The 23,158-nt window shown below is 47.4% G+C and carries 28 protein-coding genes; all 28 read right to left on the bottom strand.

What is annotated here, in order from left to right; translation table 11 throughout:
- Window positions 1-2: 2 nt before the first annotated feature.
- The 28 genes from flhB to topA all read right to left on the bottom strand — a co-directional run bounded on the left by flhB (window position 3) and on the right by topA (window position 23,111).
- On the bottom strand, window positions 3-1,097 hold the full coding sequence (gene flhB / locus KNO71_RS08375) for a flagellar biosynthesis protein FlhB (RefSeq protein ID WP_214684481.1): 1,095 nt from the start codon (window positions 1,095-1,097) through the stop codon (window positions 3-5).
- On the bottom strand, window positions 1,094-1,864 hold the full coding sequence (gene fliR, locus KNO71_RS08370; protein WP_147537295.1) for a flagellar biosynthetic protein FliR: 771 nt from the start codon (window positions 1,862-1,864) through the stop codon (window positions 1,094-1,096). Before fliR ends, flhB begins: the two co-directional genes overlap by 4 nt.
- The gene (gene fliQ / locus KNO71_RS08365; protein WP_015881403.1) at window positions 1,861-2,133 is read right to left on the bottom strand and encodes a flagellar biosynthesis protein FliQ; all 273 of its coding nucleotides are present in this window, start codon (window positions 2,131-2,133) and stop codon (window positions 1,861-1,863) included. Before fliQ ends, fliR begins: the two co-directional genes overlap by 4 nt.
- A gap of 11 nt (window positions 2,134-2,144) precedes the next feature.
- Window positions 2,145-2,810 (bottom strand): flagellar type III secretion system pore protein FliP, encoded by a 666-nt coding sequence (gene fliP / locus KNO71_RS08360; RefSeq protein WP_015881402.1) that lies wholly within the window; start codon window positions 2,808-2,810, stop codon window positions 2,145-2,147.
- Window positions 2,807-3,301, bottom strand: a complete 495-nt coding sequence (locus KNO71_RS08355; RefSeq protein ID WP_015881401.1) for a flagellar biosynthetic protein FliO — start codon at window positions 3,299-3,301, stop codon at window positions 2,807-2,809. The genes fliP and KNO71_RS08355 overlap by 4 nt, the downstream gene beginning before the upstream one ends.
- Window positions 3,298-3,663 carry a response regulator gene (locus tag KNO71_RS08350; protein WP_015881400.1) on the bottom strand — a complete coding sequence of 122 codons (366 nt, stop codon included), beginning with the start codon at window positions 3,661-3,663 and terminating at the stop codon, window positions 3,298-3,300. Before KNO71_RS08350 ends, KNO71_RS08355 begins: the two co-directional genes overlap by 4 nt.
- Window positions 3,664-3,676: 13 nt before the next feature.
- On the bottom strand, window positions 3,677-4,807 hold the full coding sequence (gene fliY, locus KNO71_RS08345; protein ID WP_078146708.1) for a flagellar motor switch phosphatase FliY: 1,131 nt from the start codon (window positions 4,805-4,807) through the stop codon (window positions 3,677-3,679).
- Window positions 4,804-5,793 (bottom strand): flagellar motor switch protein FliM, encoded by a 990-nt coding sequence (gene fliM / locus KNO71_RS08340; RefSeq protein ID WP_214687937.1) that lies wholly within the window; start codon window positions 5,791-5,793, stop codon window positions 4,804-4,806. Before fliM ends, fliY begins: the two co-directional genes overlap by 4 nt.
- A 9-nt stretch (window positions 5,794-5,802) precedes the next feature.
- On the bottom strand, window positions 5,803-6,255 hold the full coding sequence (locus KNO71_RS08335) for a flagellar basal body-associated FliL family protein (RefSeq protein ID WP_078146706.1): 453 nt from the start codon (window positions 6,253-6,255) through the stop codon (window positions 5,803-5,805).
- Window positions 6,248-6,466: a flagellar FlbD family protein gene (locus KNO71_RS08330; RefSeq protein ID WP_031421671.1), complete on the bottom strand. Its 219-nt coding sequence runs from the start codon at window positions 6,464-6,466 to the stop codon at window positions 6,248-6,250. The genes KNO71_RS08335 and KNO71_RS08330 overlap by 8 nt, the downstream gene beginning before the upstream one ends.
- The gene (gene flgG / locus KNO71_RS08325) at window positions 6,466-7,377 is read right to left on the bottom strand and encodes a flagellar basal body rod protein FlgG (protein WP_214687935.1); all 912 of its coding nucleotides are present in this window, start codon (window positions 7,375-7,377) and stop codon (window positions 6,466-6,468) included. The genes KNO71_RS08330 and flgG overlap by 1 nt, the downstream gene beginning before the upstream one ends.
- 18 nt (window positions 7,378-7,395) lie before the next feature.
- Window positions 7,396-7,824, bottom strand: a complete 429-nt coding sequence (locus tag KNO71_RS08320; RefSeq protein ID WP_078146704.1) for a flagellar hook capping FlgD N-terminal domain-containing protein — start codon at window positions 7,822-7,824, stop codon at window positions 7,396-7,398.
- Window positions 7,796-8,884 carry a flagellar hook-length control protein FliK gene (locus KNO71_RS08315; protein WP_078146703.1) on the bottom strand — a complete coding sequence of 363 codons (1,089 nt, stop codon included), beginning with the start codon at window positions 8,882-8,884 and terminating at the stop codon, window positions 7,796-7,798. The genes KNO71_RS08320 and KNO71_RS08315 overlap by 29 nt, the downstream gene beginning before the upstream one ends.
- Window positions 8,885-8,906: 22 nt before the next feature.
- A complete protein-coding gene (locus KNO71_RS08310) occupies window positions 8,907-9,473 on the bottom strand; it encodes a MotE family protein (RefSeq protein WP_214687933.1) in 567 nt (188 codons plus the stop codon).
- A 1-nt stretch (window position 9,474) separates the two neighbouring features.
- Window positions 9,475-9,909: a flagellar FliJ family protein gene (locus tag KNO71_RS08305; RefSeq protein ID WP_159562090.1), complete on the bottom strand. Its 435-nt coding sequence runs from the start codon at window positions 9,907-9,909 to the stop codon at window positions 9,475-9,477.
- Window positions 9,906-11,225, bottom strand: coding sequence for a flagellar protein export ATPase FliI (gene fliI, locus KNO71_RS08300; RefSeq protein WP_078146700.1), 1,320 nt, complete (start codon window positions 11,223-11,225; stop codon window positions 9,906-9,908). Before fliI ends, KNO71_RS08305 begins: the two co-directional genes overlap by 4 nt.
- Window positions 11,212-11,937, bottom strand: coding sequence for a FliH/SctL family protein (locus KNO71_RS08295; protein WP_078146699.1), 726 nt, complete (start codon window positions 11,935-11,937; stop codon window positions 11,212-11,214). The genes fliI and KNO71_RS08295 overlap by 14 nt, the downstream gene beginning before the upstream one ends.
- Window positions 11,921-12,928 carry a flagellar motor switch protein FliG gene (gene fliG / locus KNO71_RS08290; RefSeq protein ID WP_026826250.1) on the bottom strand — a complete coding sequence of 336 codons (1,008 nt, stop codon included), beginning with the start codon at window positions 12,926-12,928 and terminating at the stop codon, window positions 11,921-11,923. Before fliG ends, KNO71_RS08295 begins: the two co-directional genes overlap by 17 nt.
- Window positions 12,929-12,933: 5 nt before the next feature.
- Window positions 12,934-14,505 (bottom strand): flagellar basal-body MS-ring/collar protein FliF, encoded by a 1,572-nt coding sequence (gene fliF / locus KNO71_RS08285; RefSeq protein ID WP_078146698.1) that lies wholly within the window; start codon window positions 14,503-14,505, stop codon window positions 12,934-12,936.
- Between the two features lie 22 nt (window positions 14,506-14,527).
- Window positions 14,528-14,809, bottom strand: a complete 282-nt coding sequence (gene fliE, locus KNO71_RS08280) for a flagellar hook-basal body complex protein FliE (RefSeq protein ID WP_074037250.1) — start codon at window positions 14,807-14,809, stop codon at window positions 14,528-14,530.
- A gap of 13 nt (window positions 14,810-14,822) precedes the next feature.
- Entirely contained in the window at window positions 14,823-15,251 is a 429-nt protein-coding gene (gene flgC, locus KNO71_RS08275) for a flagellar basal body rod protein FlgC (RefSeq protein ID WP_074037252.1), read from the bottom strand.
- A 3-nt stretch (window positions 15,252-15,254) separates the two neighbouring features.
- Window positions 15,255-15,623, bottom strand: coding sequence for a flagellar basal body rod protein FlgB (flgB, locus tag KNO71_RS08270; protein ID WP_074037939.1), 369 nt, complete (start codon window positions 15,621-15,623; stop codon window positions 15,255-15,257).
- A 272-nt stretch (window positions 15,624-15,895) separates the two neighbouring features.
- The gene (gene codY, locus KNO71_RS08265; RefSeq protein ID WP_074037253.1) at window positions 15,896-16,675 is read right to left on the bottom strand and encodes a GTP-sensing pleiotropic transcriptional regulator CodY; all 780 of its coding nucleotides are present in this window, start codon (window positions 16,673-16,675) and stop codon (window positions 15,896-15,898) included.
- Window positions 16,676-16,711: 36 nt separating this feature from the next.
- Window positions 16,712-18,082 carry an ATP-dependent protease ATPase subunit HslU gene (hslU, locus tag KNO71_RS08260; RefSeq protein ID WP_074037255.1) on the bottom strand — a complete coding sequence of 457 codons (1,371 nt, stop codon included), beginning with the start codon at window positions 18,080-18,082 and terminating at the stop codon, window positions 16,712-16,714.
- Window positions 18,079-18,627, bottom strand: coding sequence for an ATP-dependent protease subunit HslV (gene hslV, locus KNO71_RS08255; RefSeq protein ID WP_078146697.1), 549 nt, complete (start codon window positions 18,625-18,627; stop codon window positions 18,079-18,081). Before hslV ends, hslU begins: the two co-directional genes overlap by 4 nt.
- Window positions 18,628-18,638: 11 nt before the next feature.
- Complete coding sequence (locus KNO71_RS08250; protein ID WP_078146696.1) at window positions 18,639-19,520, bottom strand: tyrosine-type recombinase/integrase; 882 nt, start codon at window positions 19,518-19,520, stop codon at window positions 18,639-18,641.
- A gap of 184 nt (window positions 19,521-19,704) precedes the next feature.
- A complete protein-coding gene (gene trmFO / locus KNO71_RS08245) occupies window positions 19,705-21,015 on the bottom strand; it encodes an FADH(2)-oxidizing methylenetetrahydrofolate--tRNA-(uracil(54)-C(5))-methyltransferase TrmFO (RefSeq protein WP_214684485.1) in 1,311 nt (436 codons plus the stop codon).
- The gene (gene topA, locus KNO71_RS08240; protein WP_047795418.1) at window positions 21,015-23,111 is read right to left on the bottom strand and encodes a type I DNA topoisomerase; all 2,097 of its coding nucleotides are present in this window, start codon (window positions 23,109-23,111) and stop codon (window positions 21,015-21,017) included. The genes trmFO and topA overlap by 1 nt, the downstream gene beginning before the upstream one ends.
- Between the last annotated feature and the right edge of the window lie 47 nt (window positions 23,112-23,158).

Genomic DNA, 23,158 nt, shown 5'->3' with positions numbered 1-23,158 from the left:
CCTCAAGACGGTTGCTTCATTTGATAGACGAATGCCAGTACTTCCGCAATGGCTTGATAAAACGATTCGTCTACCACTTCACCGATGTCGATTTGCGCATAGAGCGCGCGCGCGAGTGGTTTATTTTCAACAATGGCCACGTCATGTTCTTTTGCGACATCTCGAATATGAAAGGCGACCCGGTCGACCCCTTTGGCGACCACGAGCGGCGCAAAATCTTTCGTGTCATCATATCGAATGACGACCGCGTAATGGGTCGGGTTCGTGATGACGACATCGGCATTCGGTATCTCTTGCATCATCCGTCGCATCGCCATTTCCCGTTGTTGCTGTTTGATTTTAGATTTGATGAGTGGGTCACCTTCCGTATTTTTGTACTCATCTTTTATATCTTGCTTAGACATTCGGATCGATTTCTCGAAATCAAATCGTTGGTAGAATAAATCGAGTAGTGCAAGTGCGAGCAAGGCGACACTTACCCAAAGACCGAGTTCAATCGTGATACTCGCGAGTGCGACAATCGATTCACGAACTTGTTCGACGGCCATCCGAGACAGTTCTTTCTGATTTTTCCAAAGGACAGCGACAGCGGTTGTCAGGATGATTAACAATTTGAATAAGGACTTTAAAAATTCGACGACCGCTTTCATACTGACGATGCGTTTGACCCCCTTGATCGGGTCGATCCGCTCAAGCTTTGGTTGAATGGCTTCTAAAGAAAATAACGTTCCGATTTGTAGGTAATTGATGAGAATCCCAAACACGACGGCAACGACAAAGAACGGAGCCAAAATCAAACCGACACGGAGCATTAAGTCGACGACCATATCCGACATGCCGCCCGTCACGTTAAACAATAAATACTCTGGGCTGAGTAAATCGCTGATTAAAGAAAGCAATTGCTGCCCAATCACGGGACCGAAAAAAGATAACATGAGAAACATCGCAAAAAGTGCGAACGCTCCAGTCAAATCGGCTGATTTGGCGACTTGCCCCTTCTTTCGGGAGTCTTCCCGTTTACGCGGCGTCGCTTTTTCTGTCTTTTCGCCTGCAAAAAACTGTAGATTGACCGATAAAGGATATAGAGGCTTCTTCATGAGGCGTCTCCTAATATGAGCATAAAGTCGTGCATCACTTCTTGTAATAGCGGGATGAACTGACTGATCCCTGTCAATGTCAGTCCCATCAATAAAACCATGACGGCAAAGCCGGCGATGAGTTTAAATGAAAATCCGATGGCAAAGATATTGAACTGTGGCGCTGACTTCGCTAAAAATCCGAGAGCTAAGTCAACAAGGAGCAAGGAAGCCATCATCGGCAACGCCAATTGCAACGCGACCATCATGGTCATGGTGACGACTTTCACGGCCATCATCAAAGAGGCTTCGGTAAAGTTGATCATCGGTTGACCAGGCGGATAGATTTGAAAGCTATAATAAATGCCATCAATCAGCAGAAGATGCAGGTTGCTCGTTAACAAAATGAACAGCGTAAAAATATAATAAAATCGTCCAATCAATGGCGATTGACCGCCAAACATCGGATCATATGCCGAAGCCATCGCTAATCCGAGCTGTAAATCAATGACCCCACCGGCAATTTGTGGTGCAAAAAATAGGATGTTGATTAACAGTCCAAGTAAAAGTCCGATCATGACTTCATAGACGACTTGCAGGACGAACGCATTCGTCATCTGGATTGGCTCGGTCAGTGTGAACATCGCGTAATACGCTAAAAACGCACTGAATCCGACGCGGTGCATGACCGGTAATTGTCTCGTCGAGAACAACGGGACACTGACAAAAAAGCCAGACAGTCGTGCGAACGTTAACCCATACATACTGATGAAGTCGACCGCATTCATTTCGATGCAACCTCAACCATCAACTCAAAGATCAAACGCGTGAATCCTTCAATCTGTTGAAGCATCCACGGTCCAAAGATGACGAGACCGATGAAGACCGAAATAATTTTCGGAACGAACGATAGCGTTTGTTCTTGAATTTGAGTCGTGGCCTGTAAAATCGAGATCACGAGACCGACGATCAGTGAGATGAGCAGAAGTGGCATTGATATTTTTAATAAGGTCCACACACTCTCTGTCGCCAAATAGATGACCATTTCTTGTGTCATGTCCGTTCCCCCTACATACTTCTAAGCAATGATTCCACAATCAAGTGCCAGCCATCGACCAATACAAACAACAATAATTTAAACGGCAGTGCAATCATGACCGGTGGAAGCATCATCATCCCCATCGACATGAGGACACTTGCGACTACCATATCAATGATCAAAAACGGTAAGAAAATCATGAAGCCGATTTGGAAAGCGGTCTTCAACTCACTGATCGCGTAAGCAGGCACCAAAGCGAGGAGCGGCACATCATCAAGTGTCTCCGGCTGCTCGTAGTTCCCATACTTTAAGAACAGTTGTAAATCTTCTTGTCTTGTATATTTCGACATAAACTCCTTCATCGTCCCACTTGCCTCATCGAACGCCTCATCTTGTGAGATCTTGTCATCGAGGTACGGTTTCAATGCGTTCTCGTTCAAATCCGAGAGAACCGGAGACATGACGAACAGTGTGATGAATAGTGCCAATCCGACAATCAATTGGTTCGGTGGCGTTTGCTGTGTACCGAGTGCCGGTCGAATGAATGACAAGACGACCACGACCCGGGTAAAGCAAGTCATCAAGATTAAAAAGGATGGTGCGAGCGTCAGCAATGTCAACAAAATCAAAAGCTTGATGGATGTCGACGTACTGTCCGGTGTTTCTAAATTGATCAATTGCTCAAACGTCGTCATGATTTCTTCCTCACTTCTTCTAGCTGAGCGAGTTGTTTCTTAAAGGTGTCTAAAAATGCATTCGAATTTGACGTTCGGAGTGACAAGGATTCCGTTTGCTCTTCCTCCATCGTGTCCGCATCGAGTCGATCGATCAGTTGAATCGAATCGCCGACACCGAGTACATACACTTGGTCACCGAGCTTCACGAGCTGGACGGAACGGTCTTTTCCGAGCGGGACGCCTCCGAGATGTTTCATATGTTGAGTCGCTTTCACGCCTTGTGTTTTAGAACTGAGCCAACGCATCAAGACGATAAATCCGCCGACCACGACCACGAGACTCAACACGACTTTCACGCCATTGCCAATGGTTGACGCTGTCGTTGGAACGTTACTTTCCTGTTCATCTGTCTGTTGTTGCTCGAATTGTTGGTCTACGGTGGCGGCCTCAACCGTGGCCGGAGCAGAGAGCCCGACCACGAGGAGAATAATCAACCACCATTTCTTCATTGTGCGACCGTTTTAGAAACTGCTTCGATGACACGTTCTGCATTGAAAGGCTTGACGATGAAGTCTTTTGCTCCAGCTTGAATGGCATCGATGACCATCGCTTGTTGTCCCATCGCTGAACACATGATGATTTTCGCATTCGAGTCGAAGCTACGAATTTCTTTCAATGCTGCGAGTCCATCCATCTCAGGCATCGTGATATCAAGTGTGACGAGATCCGGTGTGAGTTCACGGTATTTCGCGACAGCGTCCGCGCCGTTTTCTGCCTCACCTACTACGTCATATCCATTCTTTGTCAAAATGTCCTTGATCATCATACGCATGAACGCTGCGTCATCCACTACTAATACTTTTGCACTCATTCTAAATTCCTCCTTAAACGATTCCGATCCGCTCATGCGGTTGAATAATTTCTGTTACACGTACCCCAAAGTTTTCTTCAATGACAACGACTTCTCCTCTAGCGATTCGCTGTTGGTTGACATAAATGTCTACCGGCTCACCCGCTAGTTTGTCGAGTTCGATGATGGAGCCCTGTGATAACTCAAGTACTTCCCGAACGGATTTCTTCGTTCTTCCTAACTCTACTGTCACGTTTAACGGGACATCGTATAACAACCCAAGATTCGCCGGGGCCGCTTCTTGCGATGCCGGTGATTGGAGCGGCATGAATTCCGCTTGGCTAACTGCCACTTCCGGCATCGATTTTTGTTTACTTGGTTGCGGGGTGACTGGTTGCGCCTGTTGTTGGGCTTGCGGTTGTGGTTTTGGCGCTTCCGCTTGCGGCTGCGCTTTCACCGGTTCCGGTGCTGCCTGGGCTTCCCCTGTAGCTTTCATCAACTCATCGACCAATTGCTTTCCAAATTGAATCGGTGCGATCTGAACGATTGTTGAATCAATCAACGTACCTACTTTGAGATTGAACTCGATGAGTACCATCGTCTCCCAAAGTTCAAGGCGATCGATGATGGTTTGGTTCTTCGTCGCATCGAACACTTCGACAAGCGGTGGCGAGATGTCAATCTTCTTCGAAAATACCGTCGATAAAGACGTTGCGGCCGCCCCCATCATTTGGTTCATTGCTTCTTGAACTGCCGACAACCGAATCTCATCAAGGCTCTCCGGATCAACATTTTCTCCGGTCCCGCCTAACATGAGGTCAGAGATGATGGCCGCATCTTCGCGAGTCAAGACGAGGACGTTCTCCCCTTGGATTCCTTCTGTGTAGCCTACTCGAAGCGCCACATGAGGAGTGGGATAGCGTTCGCGTAACGCTTCAATTCTCACTTCACTGACAACCGGTGTAGTGATTTCAACTTTTTGTTGTAGTAATGTTGACAAGGCCGTTGCCGAGTTCCCGAATGAAATATTCCCAATTTCTCCGAGTGCATCGCTCTCCATCGAATCTAAATGTTCTTCTTTCGCATCGACTTCTGGCGTCGGCGTATTGTCGCTTGTCCCGCGTAATAACGCATCAATTTCATCTTGTGACAGCATCTCACTCATTGCTCTTCCTCCTTCACACGGTGAAGCACTTGAACCGCCATTCGCTTCCCGCTCACACCGACTTGCCCTTTAAATACTTTATTTTCCCCCACCATGACGGACAGGGGTTCTTTTGCTAATTGATTGAGTGCCAAACAATCTCCGACTTCTAGATGCAACAAATCTCCAAATGTGATCGTCGTCTCACCGAGTAAGGATACGACCTCGACCGTCGAGTTCATCAATTGGGCTTTAAGCGGTTCCTTACTCGATTGACTCGCATTTCGTCGATTCGCTTCTTGCATCCAGTAATGACTCGATAGCTTGGACAATACCGGTTCGATTGTGACAAATGGCAGACAGATGTTGATCGTTCCGCTCACTTCACCGATTGTCACACCGATTGAAATCAAGACGACCGTTTCGTTTGGTGAGACGAGTTGCAGGAACTGCGGATTCACTTCCACGGCTGACATTTCTGCTTTAATCTCAGCAATCGATTCCCAAGCATCCCCATATGTCGAAAACGCCCGTTTGTACAATTGCGTCAAGATCCGCATCTCGATTTCGGTGAACGATTCGATTTTGTCCATCTCGACACCGGGACCACCGAGTAATCGGTCTAACATCGCGTACGAGATGTTCGGATTGACCTCGATGATGAATCGCCCGTTTAACGGTGGCGCCTCAATCAAGTTGATCATCGTCATGCTCGGAATAGAATGAATGAATTCATCGTACGGTAATTGTTCGACCGAGTTGACCGAAAACTGAACGTACGTGCGAAGTTGGGCCGAGAAAAATGTCGTGAGCATTCGTGTGAAATGCTCATGAATCCGAGTTAAGCTACGAATTTGGTCTTTTGAAAATCGAACGGCTCGCTTGAAGTCGTATTGTCGTACTTTCTTCTCTTCCTCTTGCGCGAGAAAGGAGTCCGCTTCGACATCCCCACTGCTTAAAGCAGATAGTAAGGCATCAATTTCTTGTTGAGACAGTACTTCTCCCATGATGCCACCTCACTGAATAATTTTCTTCGTCATATAGACGCGTTGGACTTCACCTTCTTCAAGCAGTCCGTTAAGTTGTTCTCGTAATGTTTGTTCGAACTTTTGCATATCCTCTTTTGTTGCCAATTGGGCTTTCGTCATCCCGGATAAGTCACCTAAAATGACGTTGTGCACTTGGAATTTGCGAAGTTCTAAATTCTCTTTCGTTTCAGCCGAATCTGTGACGATCGTAAATTGAACGTTGATGAAACGCTCGTCTTGAATGTTCGTCGTCATATCATCGGTCATGAAACTCCGTTCTGCCAACTCTTCAGCTGTGACCGGTTTCGTTTTAGCAGTGACGTTATCACCGAAGACATATTTGTACGTCATGAATCCGGCACCGCCCATGACGAGCAGGACGACAAGCAGGATGATTACGACCTTTAGGCCGCCACCTTTTTTATTTTCTTCTTCACTCATCTTCTTCACCTCTTGTGAACATCGTTCCGACTAAACCGATTGAGCGGTAAAAGGCTTCAGTTCGTTCAATGATTTGATCTTTCGTTTCTTTTACGAGATACGTTTTGCCATTAAACAATTGGATGATCGTGTCGGGCTCTGCCTTCACCGTTTCGATGAGCAAAGCGTTCAGCACGAACTCCTCACCGCGAAATGCCGTGACGCGAATCATCAGCGTTTCAAGTTGACGAGTTCTTGAAGGATCTCGTCCGATGTTGTGATAATTCGTGTGTTCGCCTGGAATCCACGCTGTGCCACGATCATTTCTGTGAACTCTTCTGATAGGTCAACGTTTGACATTTCAAGTGCACCTGAGACAAGTTCACCGCGACCGCCCGCACCAGGTACGCCAAACTGTGGAGCACCGGAGTTTTGTGATTGTACGAAGTTGTTGGCTCCGACTTTTGATAACCCGGCATTGTTCGAGAAGTTCGACGTGACGATATAACCAGCGATACGAAGTTCACCATTAGCAGCTACGAAACTAACTTGTCCGTCTTTACCAATTGAAAGCGATTTTGCATCTGTTGGGATTTTAATTCGACCGTATTTAACGGTTTGTGTACCTGCATCAGCTGCTAAATAAGGTGCGTCTAAGTTCGCCCCCATATTTACTGCAGTAGGTGTGGCTGCAACTCCGGCAACACCAGAAGGAGGCAACGTGTTCGTCTGAGAACCAATGAGGTATGTCCCGTCGCCCGTCACCAAATTACCTTGGTTGTCCGTGTAGAAGTTCCCAGCGCGCGTGTATTGGATTTGACCATTGACCATCGTCGCATAGAATCCTTCACCTGAAATCCCAACGTCAAGGGCGCGTCCTGTGTTTTGCATGGCACCCTGGTTATAGACGTTATCGACCGTCGCCATCGTCCCCCCGAGACCGACTTCCTTCGGGTTCACACCACCTGTTGTCGCATTTCCGGCCGACGCACTCCCGACTTGTTGACTGACGAGGTCTTTGAACGTGACGCGACCTTTTTTATAACCGAACGTGTTGACGTTGGCGATGTTGTTCCCGACGACGTCTAGCTTCGATTGGAAGTTCTTCAATCCACTGATTCCTGAGTACATTGCTCTTAACATAATGTATTCCTCCTATGCTTATTTGATGGATGTGATATCGTACACGCTGACAGATGTGCCGTCTTCAAGATCAGCCATATATCCGGTTAAGTCGTTACGAGAAATGGAAACGACCCGACCCGACCCTTTCGTCGTCTCTTCACTCGTTTCCGATGTGAAGTCGATCGTTTTCCCAATCATGCTACTGTATTCAGAAATCGACGACATGTGACGGTCGACGAGAACCGAGTCGAGTTGTTTTGAGATGGCTTGCATTTGTTCGAGCGACGAGAACTGTGCCATCTGTGCGATGAATTCTTTATCTTCCATAGGTGACATCGGATCCTGGTTCGCGATTTGAGCGAGAAGCAACTTCATAAACATGTCTTTATCGTATTGATTTGTCGCTTTTGGGAGCGACTGATCTGGCAATGTATAATCATTCGTCTTCGGTTGAATGCTCGTCATCTTCAGACCCTCCTTTAGGCTGTTCTTGTGGTTGTTCTTGTTCCGATTGCTCGGAACCGTCTGACAAGGCTGCTTTAGAATCGAGTGCCTGTTGTGTCAAGTTGACCTCGACCCGAACGTTTTGCGAATGGGGTGTCAACGTTTGTTGCAACTGTTGAACTTGCGATTGAATCAGTTGTTTCGCCTCTTGATTGCTGGCAAACATCTTGACGACAAGTTCTCCATTCTTCCGCTCTAGCTTAACGACGAGTTCCCCTAACTGCTCCGGATATAATCGTACGGTGAATACTTTTGAACCGTCCGCCCCACTTTTGAACGGTGCCTTTTGAAGAGCCGCTTCAATCCGAGCTTGTAAATTTTCAGGAAGGGATCCTTTTGAGGCATACATGACCGTGTCCACGTCAATCTGTGGTCTTGACCAGTTCATCCCTTTCGGCATCCAGTCTACGTTATTTGGCTGTAGCGCAGGTTTTGCGATTTTTAAGGTTTCAACATTTGGCAAGACGGGAACTTCTTTCAATGTACCTTCGATTGGTCCTTTATACTGTGTGATGATCCGTTGCATCGTTTGAACCTGTTTGGCAAGTTCTTGGTTTGGAACTTGTTGAGTCAGTGCAATGTTGGTCGTCTGAGTATTTCCCTCTGTTTGCTTCGTAGTATGGACTTTCGGCGTAGTCGTCGTCTGTACAATCGCCGGTAAAACCGAAGACGGGATTTCAGTCTCAGGCGAAGGATTAGACAATTGACCGAGTAAACTTACATATGCATCCATAAACGTCCGATACGCATCTTGTGGCAGTGATTTTAGCCACTTCAATGTATCAGGCTTTTGAAACCATGTTTCGAGTTCCTGTGCCACTTTTTCCAAATCGACTGATCCTTCAGGAAGCACACCTTCTTCAAGTTGAGGAAGTTCTGCCTGCTCCCCTGAGCCTTGCATTGGGGCAAGCATCGCAGAAAGGAGGCTTAAAAATCCACCTGCTCCCTGTGATTCTCCCTCCACTGTTCCAGTACGAGCCATCGATCCTTGAATGGCTTGCGTCAATAAAGCGATATTCAATGTTGGCCCTCCCTTCTTGTGTTCATTGGAGAAGCTGCGTCACAACCGCAGCCTGTTGTGCATTCATTCGTCCTAAGATGTCTGCCTGTTGCTTAGGTGATAGTTCCTTCAACAGTTCAGCAACTTGAGGGCTTTCGAGTTCACCCATAATGGCTGCCGCCTGTTTGGCTGACATTTCTTCATAGACGCTAGCGACGTCAGATGATGATTCCTCTTCTTTTGACGCTGCCTCTAGTTCCGAGACGAGTCGATCTCGTTCACGAATCAAATCGGTGATTTCTTCTTGTCTAGCCTTTACTTCGTTCGTCAATTCCACATTTTCGTTGCGAAGTTTTTCAATCTCACTGTTCGCCGCTTTTAATCGGTTCGCTGCGTCCGAATCGATTCCCGTCACATTCACCTGCGTCTCCGTTTTTTTTGATTCTTCCGTTTTCTCGTCCTCGTTCACTTCTAATAAGGGAACGGATAAGAGCGGACGGTCCATCGCATAGTTCATGACGACGATCCCACCGACTAGGATGAAGATTGCTGGAATGAGGACTAACGCCACGATCATTTGCTTGCCTCGTTTATTGTTCTCTTTTGCCATGCTACTTCCCTTTCCCATGATGAATCACAGCAAGTTCATCCATCATTTGTTGCTCTGTAAGTTTAGCTACCGTCATCTCTTGCATGCTGACCTTTTCATGTAGCGTCACGTATTTCTTTTCTTCCACCACTTTACCGAGCAATCGTTCTTGCGACGCATGATAGCGATTGCGGGCCTGTTGTACGACGAGCTGTTGCGTTTCGATTTGACGTTTCACTTGCTCTCGCGTCTTTTCTCGATACTGCGACATGAGAAGGTCGATGTTTCCAGATTGTTCGTCTTGGTGTTTGATGAGCGACTCATACATGAGAAGAAGGTCATATAGCTTCTCCATCTCTGTCTCAAGTCTTGCCTTAAATCCTCTGACTTCTATGGCGGCATCTTCTTTTTCATGTTCCGCAATCGGCATGATTCGTTCTAATATGAGTCTGTTCATGATTCACCTCGTGCGATATGTGACAAGTGGGTCATCGTCTGTTCGAAAGCAGCATCTTCTTCAATCGATTGTTTTAAAAACGTCAACAAGTATGGATATTTATCCACGGCAGTATCAATCGCAGGATTGGTGCCTTTTTTATACGCTCCGATATTGATTAAATCTTCCGCATCGATATAGGTCGCAAGCCAGCTGCGGAACGTTTGGGCCGCCTCCTTATGTGCCGGAGAAGCGATTTGGTTCATGACCCGGCTGATTGATTTCAGTACATGGATTGCCGGGAATTGCCCACGGTTTGCGAGCGCCCGGTCCATGACAAAGTGTCCGTCTAAAATCCCACGCACCGCATCGGCAATCGGTTCATTCATATCATCTCCGTCGACGAGGACCGTATAGAACGCAGTGATCGACCCTGATGCCGCTGTCCCGCTTCGCTCTAGTAGTTGAGGCAACATGGCGAATACGGACGGGGTGTACCCTTTCGATGTCGGAGGTTCGCCCGTCGCGAGACCAATTTCACGCTGCGCCATCGCAAATCGTGTCACCGAGTCCATCATCAAGACCACTTCTTTCCCTTGGTCCCGGAAGTACTCGGCAATCGCGGTCGCCGTGTAAGCTCCCTTCAACCGAACAAGCGGGGGTTGGTCGCTTGTCGCTACAATCACGACGGAACGAGCCATGCCTTCTGGTCCGAGCTCCTTTTCGATGAACTCTTTTACTTCCCGGCCCCGTTCTCCAATCAAGGCGATGACGTTAATGTCGGCTGAAGAACGTTTGGCAATCATTCCGAGCAAGGTCGACTTCCCGACACCGGAGCCGGCGAACAAACCGACCCGTTGCCCTTTACCTACAGTCAACAGCCCATCGATCATCCGGACACCGGTCGACAGTGCATCCAAAATCCTCGGTCGATTCAACGGGTTAGGGGGTTTGCGTTGAACATCATAACGCTTACCGGTCACAAGTCGTTCACCTGACAGGGGACGCCCTAAACCATCGAGCACTTGACCAATCAACTCTTCCCCTACAGGAACTTGAAGCATTTTCCCCGTTCCTTTGACTAGACAGCCAGGCGCGATTTGTGTGGTTTCACCGTATGGCATGAGAAGGACGCGCTCTTCATTGAATCCGACGACCTCAGCTTCGACTGTTTCATTCGAAGGAAGGACAATCAAACAGCGCTCTCCGACAAACGCACTCGGTCCGTTCGACTCAATCATCAAGCCGATGACTCGACAAACTCGACCGATTTTTCGTGTGAACTCGCCGTCTGTAGACTGTTTAATCGAGCCGAGAACCTGCTCAATAAGCGCCATCCGCTAGAACCTCCTCGATTTTGGCTTGGATCCGTTCGAAACTATATGTCAAATCGACTTCATTGCCACGATGTGGCGACTCGATTCGAACTGCTGTCTCATCCAATGATCCGTCCCCTCGATATTTCAGAGGAGGTGTCTCTACTGTCCGCCACATCGCTTCGAATCGCTGAATCGAGGCAAGACGTGTCGGATGAACAAAGATTGTAAGTGCTTCGGCGTCGATCATGTGTGACATCTGATCACGAATCATCGTCGCAAACAGTTCTTCATCTTTTCGGACAAGGTCTGTCGTCACGTGTGCACTGACTGTAACGGCCAATTCAATGAGTTGTTCTTCCGCTCGCCTCCACTTTTCTTCAAATAAGAGTTCGAGTTCGGTCGAAATGGAATTCAAACGCGTCGTGATCTCTTCAAATTCAGCCAATCCATCCTGCCTACCTTGAAGGAGACCTTCTTGGTATCCTTCTGAACGCGCTTCTTCAAACACTTGTTGCTTCAACCGCTCCAACTGTTCGACTTCCGTCTGCTGAAACTGTTGGAACGCTTCTTCGTCCTGCTTCAACTTCTCATAGCGTGATTGGATGACATCCCCATGATCGATTCCGTCATTCGGTTCTATAACGGGTGTCTCTAATCGCTTCGATTCAATTCGTTGCGGGGTATTCGATGTTGCACGTTGGCGTTTAATTACATTAGACAACGATGTCATCTCCTCCACCTCGACTGATTACAATCTCACCGACGTCCTCTAGACGACGAATGATTCCGACGATTCGACTCTGTGCCTCTTCGACGTCACGCAACCGCACCGGCCCCATGAATTCCATATCTTCTTTGAACGTTTCAACCATACGTTGAGACATGTTCTTGAAGATGATTTGTTTGACTTCTTCTGAAGAGACCTTGAGTGCAAGCAACAAGTCGTCGTTCGCCACTTCGCGAATGATTCGTTGAATCGCACGAGAGTCGAGCGTGACGATATCTTCGAAGACGAACATTCGCTTCTTGATTTCTTCTGCGAGTTCTGGATCTTCGATTTCGAGCGCATCGAGGATGGTGCGTTCCGTCGTCCGGTCGACACCGTTCAAGACTTCGACGACCGCCTCGATTCCACCCGACTGGGCATAATCTTGCATATCTGTCTGTGACAAGTTCTTTTCTAGAATCTGCTCCACCTCATGGATGACGTCTGGATTGAGTCGATCCATCGTCGCAATCCGTTTCGCGACTTCCGATTGAATCTCAGGTGGAAGTTCCGACAGGATCTGCCCTGACTTGACCGGTTCTAAATGCGCTAAGATTAACGCAATCGTCTGAGGATGCTCGTTTTGAATAAAGTTCAATAACTGTTTCGGGTCTGCTTTTCGTGCAAACTCGAACGGTCTGACCTGTAAGGTGGAAGTCAGACGATGAATCAATGCCATCGCCTTGTCTTCACCAACTGCTTTTTCAAGGACAGTTTTCGCAAACCCGATTCCACCCTGAGTGATATAACTTTGTGCCATGGCGAGTTCATGGAACTCACCGAGAATACTATCCTTTTCTTCCGGGGACACTTTTTTTAACGCTGAAATTTGAAGCGTCAGTTGTTCCATCTCTTCTTCTGAAAGATGTTTGTAGACGTTCGCTGCCACTTCAGGTCCCAGGGAAATCATGAGCATCGCTGCTTTTTCGCGATTCGATTGTTTTGCATAGTTCACGTTACTCACTCCTCAGACATCCAAGTACGAAGCAGTTTAGCAAACTCTTCTGGATTACTTTCAGCTAATTTTTCTAACTGTTTCTTCTTCACTGCACCTTCGCCTCGCTCTTCGAGGTCTAGGTCAGGTACTTCATCTTCATATGGAACTTCCCATTCGTTCGTCTCTTCCACAACCTCTTGCTTCCGTCTACGCATCGCGAAGAAGATCAAGGCAAGAATTACGACTGCACCCGCCGCTGCCGCATACATCCACCAAGGTGTCGGTTGCTCTGTTGCTGCAACCTCTTCCACTTCAGCGAACGGTCTCGACACGACGACAACTTTCTGTTCGAGTTCAGCATCCGTGATGGCTTCATCCGTCTTCGCTAACGACGTCCGAATAATGGAATACATCATCGTCTCGAGGTCGCCTTCTAACTGCGGATCGATACTTGTTGCGCCATCTGGTGGTTCAACGATGAGTTGGACTCCGAGGTCACGAATCGTATATGGTGCGTTTTGAATCTGCTTCGTGATGCGGTTGACCTCGTAATTGATGATTTCATGATTCTTTTCACTTTCTTCTGTGCCATCGCCAGTCGCTGCCGGGAAGTTGATTGTGTCGTTCTCACCAGTTCCCGTCGCTTCTGTCGCCGTACCTGTTCCGCCAGTGTATGCTTCAGCAATCCGCTCGGCAGACGTGACGATGCCTTCCATGTTTTCTTCATCGACCGGTGTGACAAGATTCTGTTCTTCAGCCGTTTGTGTCGTGTCGATGTCTGCTGTGACGGAAACGAGTACGCTCCGTTCGCCGAGTAGAACCGAGAGCATCTGTTGGATTTGTTGACGTACGTCTTTTTCGACTTGTCGCTTCAACGCCAATGGATCTGACGAGGAACCTCCAGCAACAACAGTCTGGTCGAGATCATAATACGTGAAGTATTGGTCCATAATTGAAATGTTTTCCGGTTTCAAGTTCGGGACACTCTTACTAATCAAATGATAGAGACCTTTTACTGTGTTTGGTTCTAAATTCGTCCCCGCTCCGATGTTCAAGACGATGGACGCGGTAGGCTCACCTTGATCTTCTGCCAAGAAGACAGACTTCTCAGGAAGTGAGATGATGACTTTCGCTTGATTGATTCCTTCAATCTGTGTGATGAGTCGCTCTAGCTCCGTCTGCATCGCACTACGTTCGATGACAGCCATCTCACGGTCTGTCGTTCCGAACCCTGCGTTTTCGCTGAAGAAACTATAATCAATCGAGCCGGACTTTGGAATCCCGGCAGCAGCCAAACTCACTTTCAACTGATCGACCATTTCAGTCGGCACATACACGCTCACACCGTTCGAAGTCGCCTTGATTTCCGACTGTACCCCGTCTGCTGTCAACTTCTCTGTCACTTCGCCCGCTTCTTGAGCAGACAAGTTTGTATAGAGAGGTGCCATGTTTGGCCTTGAAAGGAAGAATGTGAGTACGAGGGCCGCGATTAGTATGACCGCGATCGAGATGCCCCATACGAGTTTACGTTTCGCTGGCATCGCCTTTAATGCACCGGTCATGGATTTGAATCGTTCTTTTAATTGTTCATTCATCGCAACTTGTCATCCTCTACAATTAAACTTGCATTCGCATCATTTCTTGATAGGCCTCAACAGCCTTGTTCCTCACCTCGATGGCAAGTTGCATCGCAATCGACGACTCTTCACTTTGAATCATCACCTGATGAAGGTCAGCTTTCCCGACCGCCAAATCTTTACGGGCTTGACTAGTCGCTTGTTGTGTCTCATTCAATGCGTTCATCGCTTCATTCAAGTATGACCCAAATTGAGATGGGTTCGTTTTATTCAGTGATGGCGTGAGTTCTGGGCTCATCAATTGAATTGGATTAATTTGCATCCGTTAACACTCCTTATCCTTTACCAATCTCCATCGCTTTTACGAGCATCGCCTTCGAGGCGTTCATCGCTGCAATGTTTGCTTCGTACGAACGAGTCGCACCCATCAAATCGACCATTTCTTTCAAGAGATCGACGTTCGGCATTTGTACGTACCCTCGCTCATCCGCATCGGGATGATTCGGGTTATAAGCCAATTTATACGGTGCATCGTCTTCGATGATTTGAGATACCTGCACCCCTCCATTAACGGCATCCATTTGCTTCCGGAATGGCGCTTCTTGCAACACGGTCATCTTTCGTGTGTATGGTTGCCACTCTCCGTCCACGAGTCTCCCGCGAGTCGTCTGAGCGTTGGCGATGTTCGCCGACACGGTATCCATTCGTAGCCGTTGTGACGTCAACGCTGAAGCTGAAATATGAAAACTATCAAACATTCCCATTGATTAACGACCTCCCCGAATAACAGATTTTAATCCCCCGAGCCTACGATTCAATTGCTCCATCATCGCCTCATACTGGAGTTGGTTTCGTGCCAGCTCACTCATTTCATAATCCAAGTCGACGTTGTTGCCATCACTCCTCATGGCGCCACCAGCTCGATCGATGACTTTCGACTGGGTCGAGTCACTCGGACGACCACCTTGCAGCTTGAGTCGCATCTCACTCTGAAGCGTCTGCTCAAACACAGCCTGTTTGGCTTTGAAATTCGGCGTATCAATGTTTGAAAGGTTATGACTGATGACCTTTTGGTTAAGGACTGAATGGTTGATGGCTTGCTTTAGTAATTGATAGTCACTACCAATCCAATTCACGGCGTTCACTCACTTTCATATAATGACTACTAAATATACCTCATTTGGAAAATCTACTATTTCATTGAAACAAATCTGTAACAGTTCTGAAAGATATTTTTTAAAACATAGGTAAATGGCTTAATATCTTTTTGTCGAAATCACGTCAAAAGGTGAAAATAATTACTTTTGTACTAAAAAAAACCGCCTCCTTATCAAGGAAAGCGGTTTTTTAGGAATAAAGTCCCTTTTAAAAGTGTTTTCAATGGAAATTACACATCGAAAGTTGTATTTCAGTTTGATTTCAGTTTTTGCAATTCAAACAAGAAGTTGTCATTTAATATCTTGATATACGTTCCTTTCATTCCTAAAGAACGTGATTCAATGACCCCTGCACTTTCTAATTTCCGAAGTGCGTTGACGATGACCGAACGCGTGATTCCCACTCTGTCGGCAATTTTGGAAGCAACTAGCAATCCTTCGTTTCCACCAAGCTCTTCGAAGATATGTTCGATTGCCTCAAGCTCTGAATACGATAACGAGTTAATCGCCATCTGGACGACTGCTTTCTTACGTGCCGACGTTTCTGCTTCCGCAGCCTTCTCACGAAGGATCTCCATTCCAACTACAGTTGCAGAGTACTCCGCGAGAACGAGGTCATCTTCTGTGAATTCATTCGCCAATCGACCGAGTACGAGCGTACCTAAACGTTCTCCTCCACCGATGATTGGAACAATCGTCGTCATGGAGTTGAGGAATAGATCGTGGTTCTCGACTGGGAATGCTGTATATTCACTATCGATATCGATGTTCGCTGTCGTTTCTTTCACATTGAACAAGTTCGAAGCATATGGCTCCGGGAACTGTCGATCGACTAAGAATGCTTTCATCCGGTCATTCTCAATCTGTTGTTTGATTGCAAAACCGAGAAGTCGTCCCCGACGACTCACGATAAACGTGTTGGACTCAAGGACTTCACGCATTTTGTCCGCCATTTCTTTAAAGTCAACGTGCGCACTTGCCTCTTGTTGAAGCATTGTGTTTAATTGGCGTGTTTTTTCTAGTAAGTTCATATTCTCTATTTCCTCCCTGTATGTGCATACAGAATCTTATAATATATATTGGCTCAAATCACGATCGTCGGCGATGGAACCGACTTTTGCTTGTACGTAAGCTGGTGTGATTTCTACGGTTGTTTGTGGCATATCTGCCGCTTCAAATGATAAATCTTCTAAAACGCGCTCCATTATAGTATAGAGGCGACGTGCACCGATGTCATCGGTCTCCCGATTGACATGTGTCGCAATTTTCGCAATTTCTTCAATGGCCTCATGCGTGAAACGGACCGTGATTTCTTCAGATTCTAACAAGGCCGTATATTGTTTAATGAGTGCCTGTGACGGTTCCGTCAAAATCTTGACGAAGTCTTCTTCCGTCAAGCTGCTCAATTCAACACGAATTGGGAAGCGTCCTTGTAGCTCTGGAATCAGGTCAGACGGCTTAGCCATATGGAATGCACCGGCCGCGATGAAAAGAACATGATCCGTTTTAACCGGTCCATACTTCGTGACGACCGTAGATCCTTCTACAATCGGAAGAATGTCACGCTGCACCCCTTCACGGGATACTCCGGCGTGATCTTGTGATTTTGTGGCGATCTTATCGATTTCATCCACGAAGATGATACCCATCTGTTCACTGCGCCGCACGGCTTCATCGTGGACTTCGTTCAAGTCCAGCAAGTTCTCTGCTTCTTCAGCAATGAGAAGCGGTCTTGCTTCACGAACCGTCAACTTACGTTGTTTCCGTTTCTTTGGAACGATTTGACCGAGCATATCCTGAAGATTCGACAAACCTTCCATCCCTTGACCTTGAAACAAATCCATCGTCTGCTTTTCTTCTAATTCCACTTCAATCACGCGTTCTTCGAGTTCACCGAGTTCGAGCAAGCGTCGAAGTTGCGAACGGTCATTATTGGATGTGTCCGACGTGGTTTCTGGCTGTTGTGTCTGTCCGCCGAACAACGCTTCGAACGGATTCGATGCAGTAGGTGTCGCTTTTGCTTTTCCTTGTAGTGCATCTAAAAGGCGTTCCGTCGCCGCACGTTCCGCTGGCTCCTTCACATCTTCTTTTTTCTCTTCTTTGACAAGACGAACCGATGCCTCAACGAGATCACGTACCATCGATTCAACGTCACGACCGACGTAACCAACTTCCGTAAATTTCGTTGCTTCTACCTTCACAAACGGTGCACCGACAAGCTTAGCTAACCGTCGAGCAATTTCGGTCTTTCCGACCCCGGTCGGTCCGATCATCAAAATATTTTTTGGTGTAACCTCATCGCGAAGGTCTGCACTTAACTTTTGACGTCGATAGCGATTTCGTAGAGCAATCGAAACTGCTCGCTTGGCATCCTTTTGTCCGATTACAAAACGGTCTAACTCCGTTACGATTTGTCTAGGTGTCAACTCTCGGTTCATTCAGCAGCGCCTCCAATCGTTTCTACAATGACTTGATCATTTGTATACACGCAAAGCTCACCAGCGATTTCAAGAGCGGCACGCGCGATTTCTTCAGCAGACTTTTCAGCAGAATGGCGTACGAGTGCGCGACCTGCCGCTAAGGCATAGTTCCCACCGGATCCGATTGCAAGAATTCCATCGTCCGGCTCAATCACTTCTCCATTCCCAGAGACGAGCAAAAGATGATCGGCATCCATCACAATCAATAGTGCCTCGAGTTGACGCAACATCTTATCCCCACGCCATTCTTTCGCAAGTTCTACCGCTGCTCGCGGCAAGTTACCGTTATACATTTCAAGTTTCGATTCAAACTTTTCAAACAATGTGAAAGCATCGGCTACGCTACCTGCAAAACCGGCAACGACTTTCCCGCCATAAAGGCGTCTGACTTTCTTCGCCTTGTTTTTCATGATGACGGCATTCCCGAATGTGACTTGGCCATCTCCACTCATCGCACATTGGCCATTGTGTCGAACTGCAAAAATCGTTGTTGCATGAAACATATCGTAACCTCCTACTTTCTTGGATGTGTCGCTTGATAAATCGACCGAAGTCGTTCGGTCGATACATGGGTATACCGCCCGGTCGTCGACAAGGACTCATGCCCAAGCAACTCTTGGACGGCACGCAAGTCCGCTCCCCGTTCTAACAAATCCGTCGCAAAGCTGTGTCGCAACGAGTGCGGGGTAAGTGGTTTATGTACCCCACTGTCTTTTCTCAAACGTTTCATGACATAGCGGATTTGGTCTGTTGTCATCCGATTCCCTTTTTGACTCAAAAATAATGCGGTTTCTGTCGGGAGCCCGACACCTTTGCGTAATTCGATATAACGCTGCAAAGCATGTACGGCATATTGCCCGATCGGGACATATCGTTCTTTCTTCCCTTTTCCCATCACATGGACAAAGGATAAAACCTCATCGAACGAGGAAAGGTTCATCCCACACAGTTCAGCGACGCGGATTCCCGTCCCATAGAGCACTTCTACAATGGCGACGTCCCTCGCCTGTAAAAAAGGATCTTCCTGCCTCGAGGCAGCCTCCAACAGTTGCTCGACTTCCGTCGGGACGGCAAAGGTCGGCAAGGACTGTCTCTTTTTCGGTGAGGTCAGGTCGTGGAACAACGGTTCTCCACCTTGTTCTCTTGCCATAAACTTCCCGAATTGCTTGAAACAAGATACTTTTTGGGACACCGTGGACGCGGCCAATTGTTTCTCATAAAGGACATATAAATAACGCCGCGCCGTCTGAGCATCGTAGGGATCTTGATGCGTCGATTGGCAATATGCGGCGTACTGGTCGAGCGTTTGCTCGTAGGAGCGTTTCGTATGAGGAGACAGTCGACGTTCAATTTGGCAGTAGCGCAAAAAGGATTGTCGATCCTCTAAAAATCCCATTTTATCGCCTCCTCGATGACTCGTAAAAACGCATGTTCTCGTCAAATCGAAATTAGCATAGCATACAGAATGTAAGGTGACAATAGATAGCCGTTCAATAATCTGAAAATTTTCAAAGTATGAAACAAAATACACAATTGAAATTTTACTTCAAAACAAAAGAGCCAACAAATGGCTCTCCTGTTCAAAGATCTTTATACTGTTGAATCGTTTCTAACGCACGGTTCGCGTAACGCTCGTACCGTTCTTGTTTCTTCATCTTTTTCGGAGCGTCTTCTAGTGATGGCACCAATCCGAAGTTTGCATTCATCGGTTGGAAGTGCTTCCCGTCGGCTGTCGTGATATAATGCGCCATCGAACCAAGCATCGTCTCACGCGGGAGAACGATGAGTTCTTCACCTGCGATCATCTTCGCCGCATTGATCCCAGCTAGAAGCCCGGACGCTGCCGACTCCACATATCCTTCTACCCCTGTCATCTGACCGGCGAAGAAGAGCGTGTCACGTGTACGCGCCTGATACGTCGGCTTGAGTAAGCTCGGTGAGTTGATGAACGTGTTACGGTGCATGACACCGTATCGGACGATGTCCGCATTCTCGAGTCCCGGGATGAGACGGATGATGCGCTTCTGTTCGCCCCACTTCAAATGTGTTTGGAAGCCTACCAAGTTATACAGTGTGCCCGCCGAGTTGTCTTGACGAAGCTGAACGACGGCATATGGACGTTTTCCTGTCTTCGGGTCTTCTAATCCGACCGGCTTCATCGGTCCGAACAAAAGCGTCTTCTTCCCACGCTCGGCCATGACTTCAAACGGCATGCATCCTTCAAAGTAAATCTCTTTTTCAAACTCTTTTAGCGGAACGACTTCTGCCTTGATCAACTCTTCGTAAAACACATCAAACTCTTCTTCTGTCATCGGACAGTTCAAGTAAGCGGCTTCACCTTTGTCGTAACGCGACTTCAAATAGACTTTATCCCGATCAATCGTATCACCATCTAGAATTGGTGCTGCCGCGTCATAGAAGTAGAGATAATCTTCTCCTGTGAACGCCTTGAGTGATGCAGAGAGGTCAGGGGAGGTCAACGGGCCAGTCGCCACGATGACGATCCCTTCAGGAATCTCTTTGAGCTCTTCGTTGTGCACTGTGACATTCTCGTGGTTCTTTAGCTTCTCGGTGATGAATCCGGCAAACTCATGACGATCGACGGCAAGGGCACCCCCAGCAGGTACACTTGCCGTGTCCGCCGCCTTTAAGATGAGCGAGTCAAGCGTACGCATTTCTTCTTTCAAGACACCTACGGCATTTTGAAGACCGTTCGCACGTAGCGAGTTCGAACAAACGAGCTCCGCAAATTGATCCGTGTGGTGCGCCGGTGTTTGACGAACCGGTCTCATTTCATACAAATCTACTTGAATACCGCGCTTAGCGAGTTGCCAAGCCGCTTCGGAGCCGGCCAATCCAGCTCCGATTACAGTTACACGTTGTTGCAACATTAATCCTCCTCTTGCTGATGTACCTCGGTGTGGGTACAGTTCGTACATTGATATTTCACGCCGTCTTTAATTTTTTTCTCGACCATCAAACTGTCGCATACTGGACACGGTTTCGCAACCGGTTTATCCCATGAGACGAATTCACATTCCGGATAGTTCGAGCAACCATAGAAGAGACGACCTTTTTTACTACGACGTTCTACGATTTGTCCATCCTTACAGTTCGGACACGGGACACCGATTTCGACTTGTACCGGTTTCGTGTTCGTACAGTTCGGGAAGTTCGAGCACGCCATGAACTTGCCGTAGCGTCCCATCTTGATGACCATTGGTGACCCACAGACTTCACAATCAATTCCGGCAGGTTCATCTTTCACTTCGATTTTCTCGATTTCTTCTTCAGCACGCTTCAATCGTTTCTCGAAAGAACGATAAATCGGAGCGACGACTTCCGTCCACTCGACTTCCTTATGCTCGATCGAATCAAGAAGGGTCTCCATGTCGGCTGTGAACTGGACCGTGATGAAGTCGTTGAAATACTCATCAATCATCTCGATGACGAGTTCTCCAAGTTCAGTCGGTAAAAACTTCTTCTCTTCGAGAACGACATAACCGCGTCGTTGAATCGTGTCGAGTGTCGGCGCATACGTCGACGGACGACCAATCCCGAGTTCTTCCATCGCTCGAACGAGTCGCGCCTCTGTATAACGAGGTGGCGGTTGTGTGAAGTGTTGTTTCGGTTCAATCGTTTCAAATGTCACGGTGTCATCCACTTCGAGAGGAGGCAATAATCCTTCCTTCTCTTGGTTCGTGTCCTCAATGTCATCGTCTTTCGACTCGATGTACACTTTCATGAAACCAGGAAATTTGACCGTCGACCCGTTCGCACGGAAAATCATCCCGTTCGATTCGACGTCGATTTTGACCGTATCGAGCACGGCTGGTGCCATTTGGCTCGCAATCAATCGTTCCCAAATCAATTTATACAGTCGCAACTGGTCACGTGACAGATAAGGCTTCAAGGAAGCTGGGTCGCGGAGTGCCGAAGTCGGACGAATCGCTTCGTGCGCGTCTTGGGTATTCGCTGATTTCTTTTCTTTTTGTTTCTGTAAGGCGACATACTCTTCACCGAATGTCGATTCGATATATTCCTTCGCCTCCGTCTTCGCCAAATCAGAGATACGTGTCGAGTCGGTACGCATATACGTAATCAGACCGACTGTACCTTCTTTTTTGCCGAGATCGATTCCTTCATATAATTGCTGCGCGAGCATCATGGTCTTCTTCGCACGGAAATTCAATTTACGGGCAGCATCCTGCTGTAATGAACTGGTCGTGAACGGTAGCGAAGCGTTCCGCTTCCGTTCTTTCTTCGTCACATCAATGACTTTAAACGTATCATCGATGGTATCTAGGACAGATTGCGCATCTTCTTCAGACTTCAATTCCATCTTCTTTCCATCTTTTCCGTAAAATGAAGTCTCGAACGTTTCCCCATCATGATTTAAATCAAGTTTAATCGTCCAGTACTCTTCCGGGTCGAACGCGTTAATTTCACGTTCACGGTCGATAATCATCTTCACGGCTACCGATTGAACTCGCCCTGCAGACAATCCTTTTTTGACTTTCTTCCATAATAATGGACTCATCCCGTATCCGACAAGACGATCTAAAATGCGTCGAGCTTGTTGTGCGTCGACGAGATCGTGATTGATCTTACGTGGATGTTTAAACGATTCTTTAATCGCATCTTTTGTAATTTCGTTAAAGACGACACGACATTCTGTCGTTTCATCGACACCGAGTGCGCGTGCTAAATGCCAAGCAATCGCTTCCCCTTCTCTATCGGGGTCGGCCGCGAGAAAGATTTTTGTCGCTTTTTTCGCTGCTGTCTTCAATTCTTTCAATACCGGTCCTTTACCACGGATGGTAATATACTTCGGTTCAAAGTCGTGTTCGACGTCTACACCGAGTTGACTTTTAGGCAAGTCAATCACGTGCCCCATCGAAGCTTTGACCATATAATTCGGACCTAAATAACGTTTAATTGTTTTTGCTTTCGCAGGTGATTCGACGATCACCAGATATTTTGCCATACATCTGCTCCCCTTTTAGAGGTCATTTAAATCCCTACCATAATATT

Origin of the sequence: Exiguobacterium sp. s163 (assembly GCF_018617135.1) — a bacterium.
In the GTDB taxonomy this organism is placed as follows: domain Bacteria; phylum Bacillota; class Bacilli; order Exiguobacteriales; family Exiguobacteriaceae; genus Exiguobacterium; species Exiguobacterium profundum.
This window is presented reverse-complemented; position numbering and strand designations above follow the sequence as displayed.

Coding starts and splice junctions, on each gene's coding strand:
- flhB (WP_214684481.1), bottom strand. CDS start 1,097: ATGAAGAAGCCTCTATATCCTTTATCGGTCAATCTACAGTTTTTTGCA.
- fliR (WP_147537295.1), bottom strand. CDS start 1,864: ATGAATGCGGTCGACTTCATCAGTATGTATGGGTTAACGTTCGCACGA.
- fliQ (WP_015881403.1), bottom strand. CDS start 2,133: ATGACACAAGAAATGGTCATCTATTTGGCGACAGAGAGTGTGTGGACC.
- fliP (WP_015881402.1), bottom strand. CDS start 2,810: ATGACGACGTTTGAGCAATTGATCAATTTAGAAACACCGGACAGTACG.
- KNO71_RS08355 (WP_015881401.1), bottom strand. CDS start 3,301: ATGAAGAAATGGTGGTTGATTATTCTCCTCGTGGTCGGGCTCTCTGCT.
- KNO71_RS08350 (WP_015881400.1), bottom strand. CDS start 3,663: ATGAGTGCAAAAGTATTAGTAGTGGATGACGCAGCGTTCATGCGTATG.
- fliY (WP_078146708.1), bottom strand. CDS start 4,807: ATGAGTGAGATGCTGTCACAAGATGAAATTGATGCGTTATTACGCGGG.
- fliM (WP_214687937.1), bottom strand. CDS start 5,793: ATGGGAGAAGTACTGTCTCAACAAGAAATTGATGCCTTACTATCTGCT.
- KNO71_RS08335 (WP_078146706.1), bottom strand. CDS start 6,255: ATGAGTGAAGAAGAAAATAAAAAAGGTGGCGGCCTAAAGGTCGTAATC.
- KNO71_RS08330 (WP_031421671.1), bottom strand. CDS start 6,466: ATGATTCGCGTCACGGCATTTCGCGGTGAGGAGTTCGTGCTGAACGCT.
- flgG (WP_214687935.1), bottom strand. CDS start 7,377: ATGTTAAGAGCAATGTACTCAGGAATCAGTGGATTGAAGAACTTCCAA.
- KNO71_RS08320 (WP_078146704.1), bottom strand. CDS start 7,824: ATGACGAGCATTCAACCGAAGACGAATGATTATACATTGCCAGATCAG.
- KNO71_RS08310 (WP_214687933.1), bottom strand. CDS start 9,473: ATGGCAAAAGAGAACAATAAACGAGGCAAGCAAATGATCGTGGCGTTA.
- KNO71_RS08305 (WP_159562090.1), bottom strand. CDS start 9,909: ATGAACAGACTCATATTAGAACGAATCATGCCGATTGCGGAACATGAA.
- fliI (WP_078146700.1), bottom strand. CDS start 11,225: ATGGCGCTTATTGAGCAGGTTCTCGGCTCGATTAAACAGTCTACAGAC.
- KNO71_RS08295 (WP_078146699.1), bottom strand. CDS start 11,937: ATGACATCGTTGTCTAATGTAATTAAACGCCAACGTGCAACATCGAAT.
- fliF (WP_078146698.1), bottom strand. CDS start 14,505: ATGAATGAACAATTAAAAGAACGATTCAAATCCATGACCGGTGCATTA.
- fliE (WP_074037250.1), bottom strand. CDS start 14,809: ATGCAAATTAATCCAATTCAATTGATGAGCCCAGAACTCACGCCATCA.
- flgC (WP_074037252.1), bottom strand. CDS start 15,251: ATGGGAATGTTTGATAGTTTTCATATTTCAGCTTCAGCGTTGACGTCA.
- codY (WP_074037253.1), bottom strand. CDS start 16,675: ATGAACTTACTAGAAAAAACACGCCAATTAAACACAATGCTTCAACAA.
- hslU (WP_074037255.1), bottom strand. CDS start 18,082: ATGAACCGAGAGTTGACACCTAGACAAATCGTAACGGAGTTAGACCGT.
- hslV (WP_078146697.1), bottom strand. CDS start 18,627: ATGTTTCATGCAACAACGATTTTTGCAGTTCGACACAATGGCCAATGT.
- KNO71_RS08250 (WP_078146696.1), bottom strand. CDS start 19,520: ATGGGATTTTTAGAGGATCGACAATCCTTTTTGCGCTACTGCCAAATT.
- trmFO (WP_214684485.1), bottom strand. CDS start 21,015: ATGTTGCAACAACGTGTAACTGTAATCGGAGCTGGATTGGCCGGCTCC.
- topA (WP_047795418.1), bottom strand. CDS start 23,111: ATGGCAAAATATCTGGTGATCGTCGAATCACCTGCGAAAGCAAAAACA.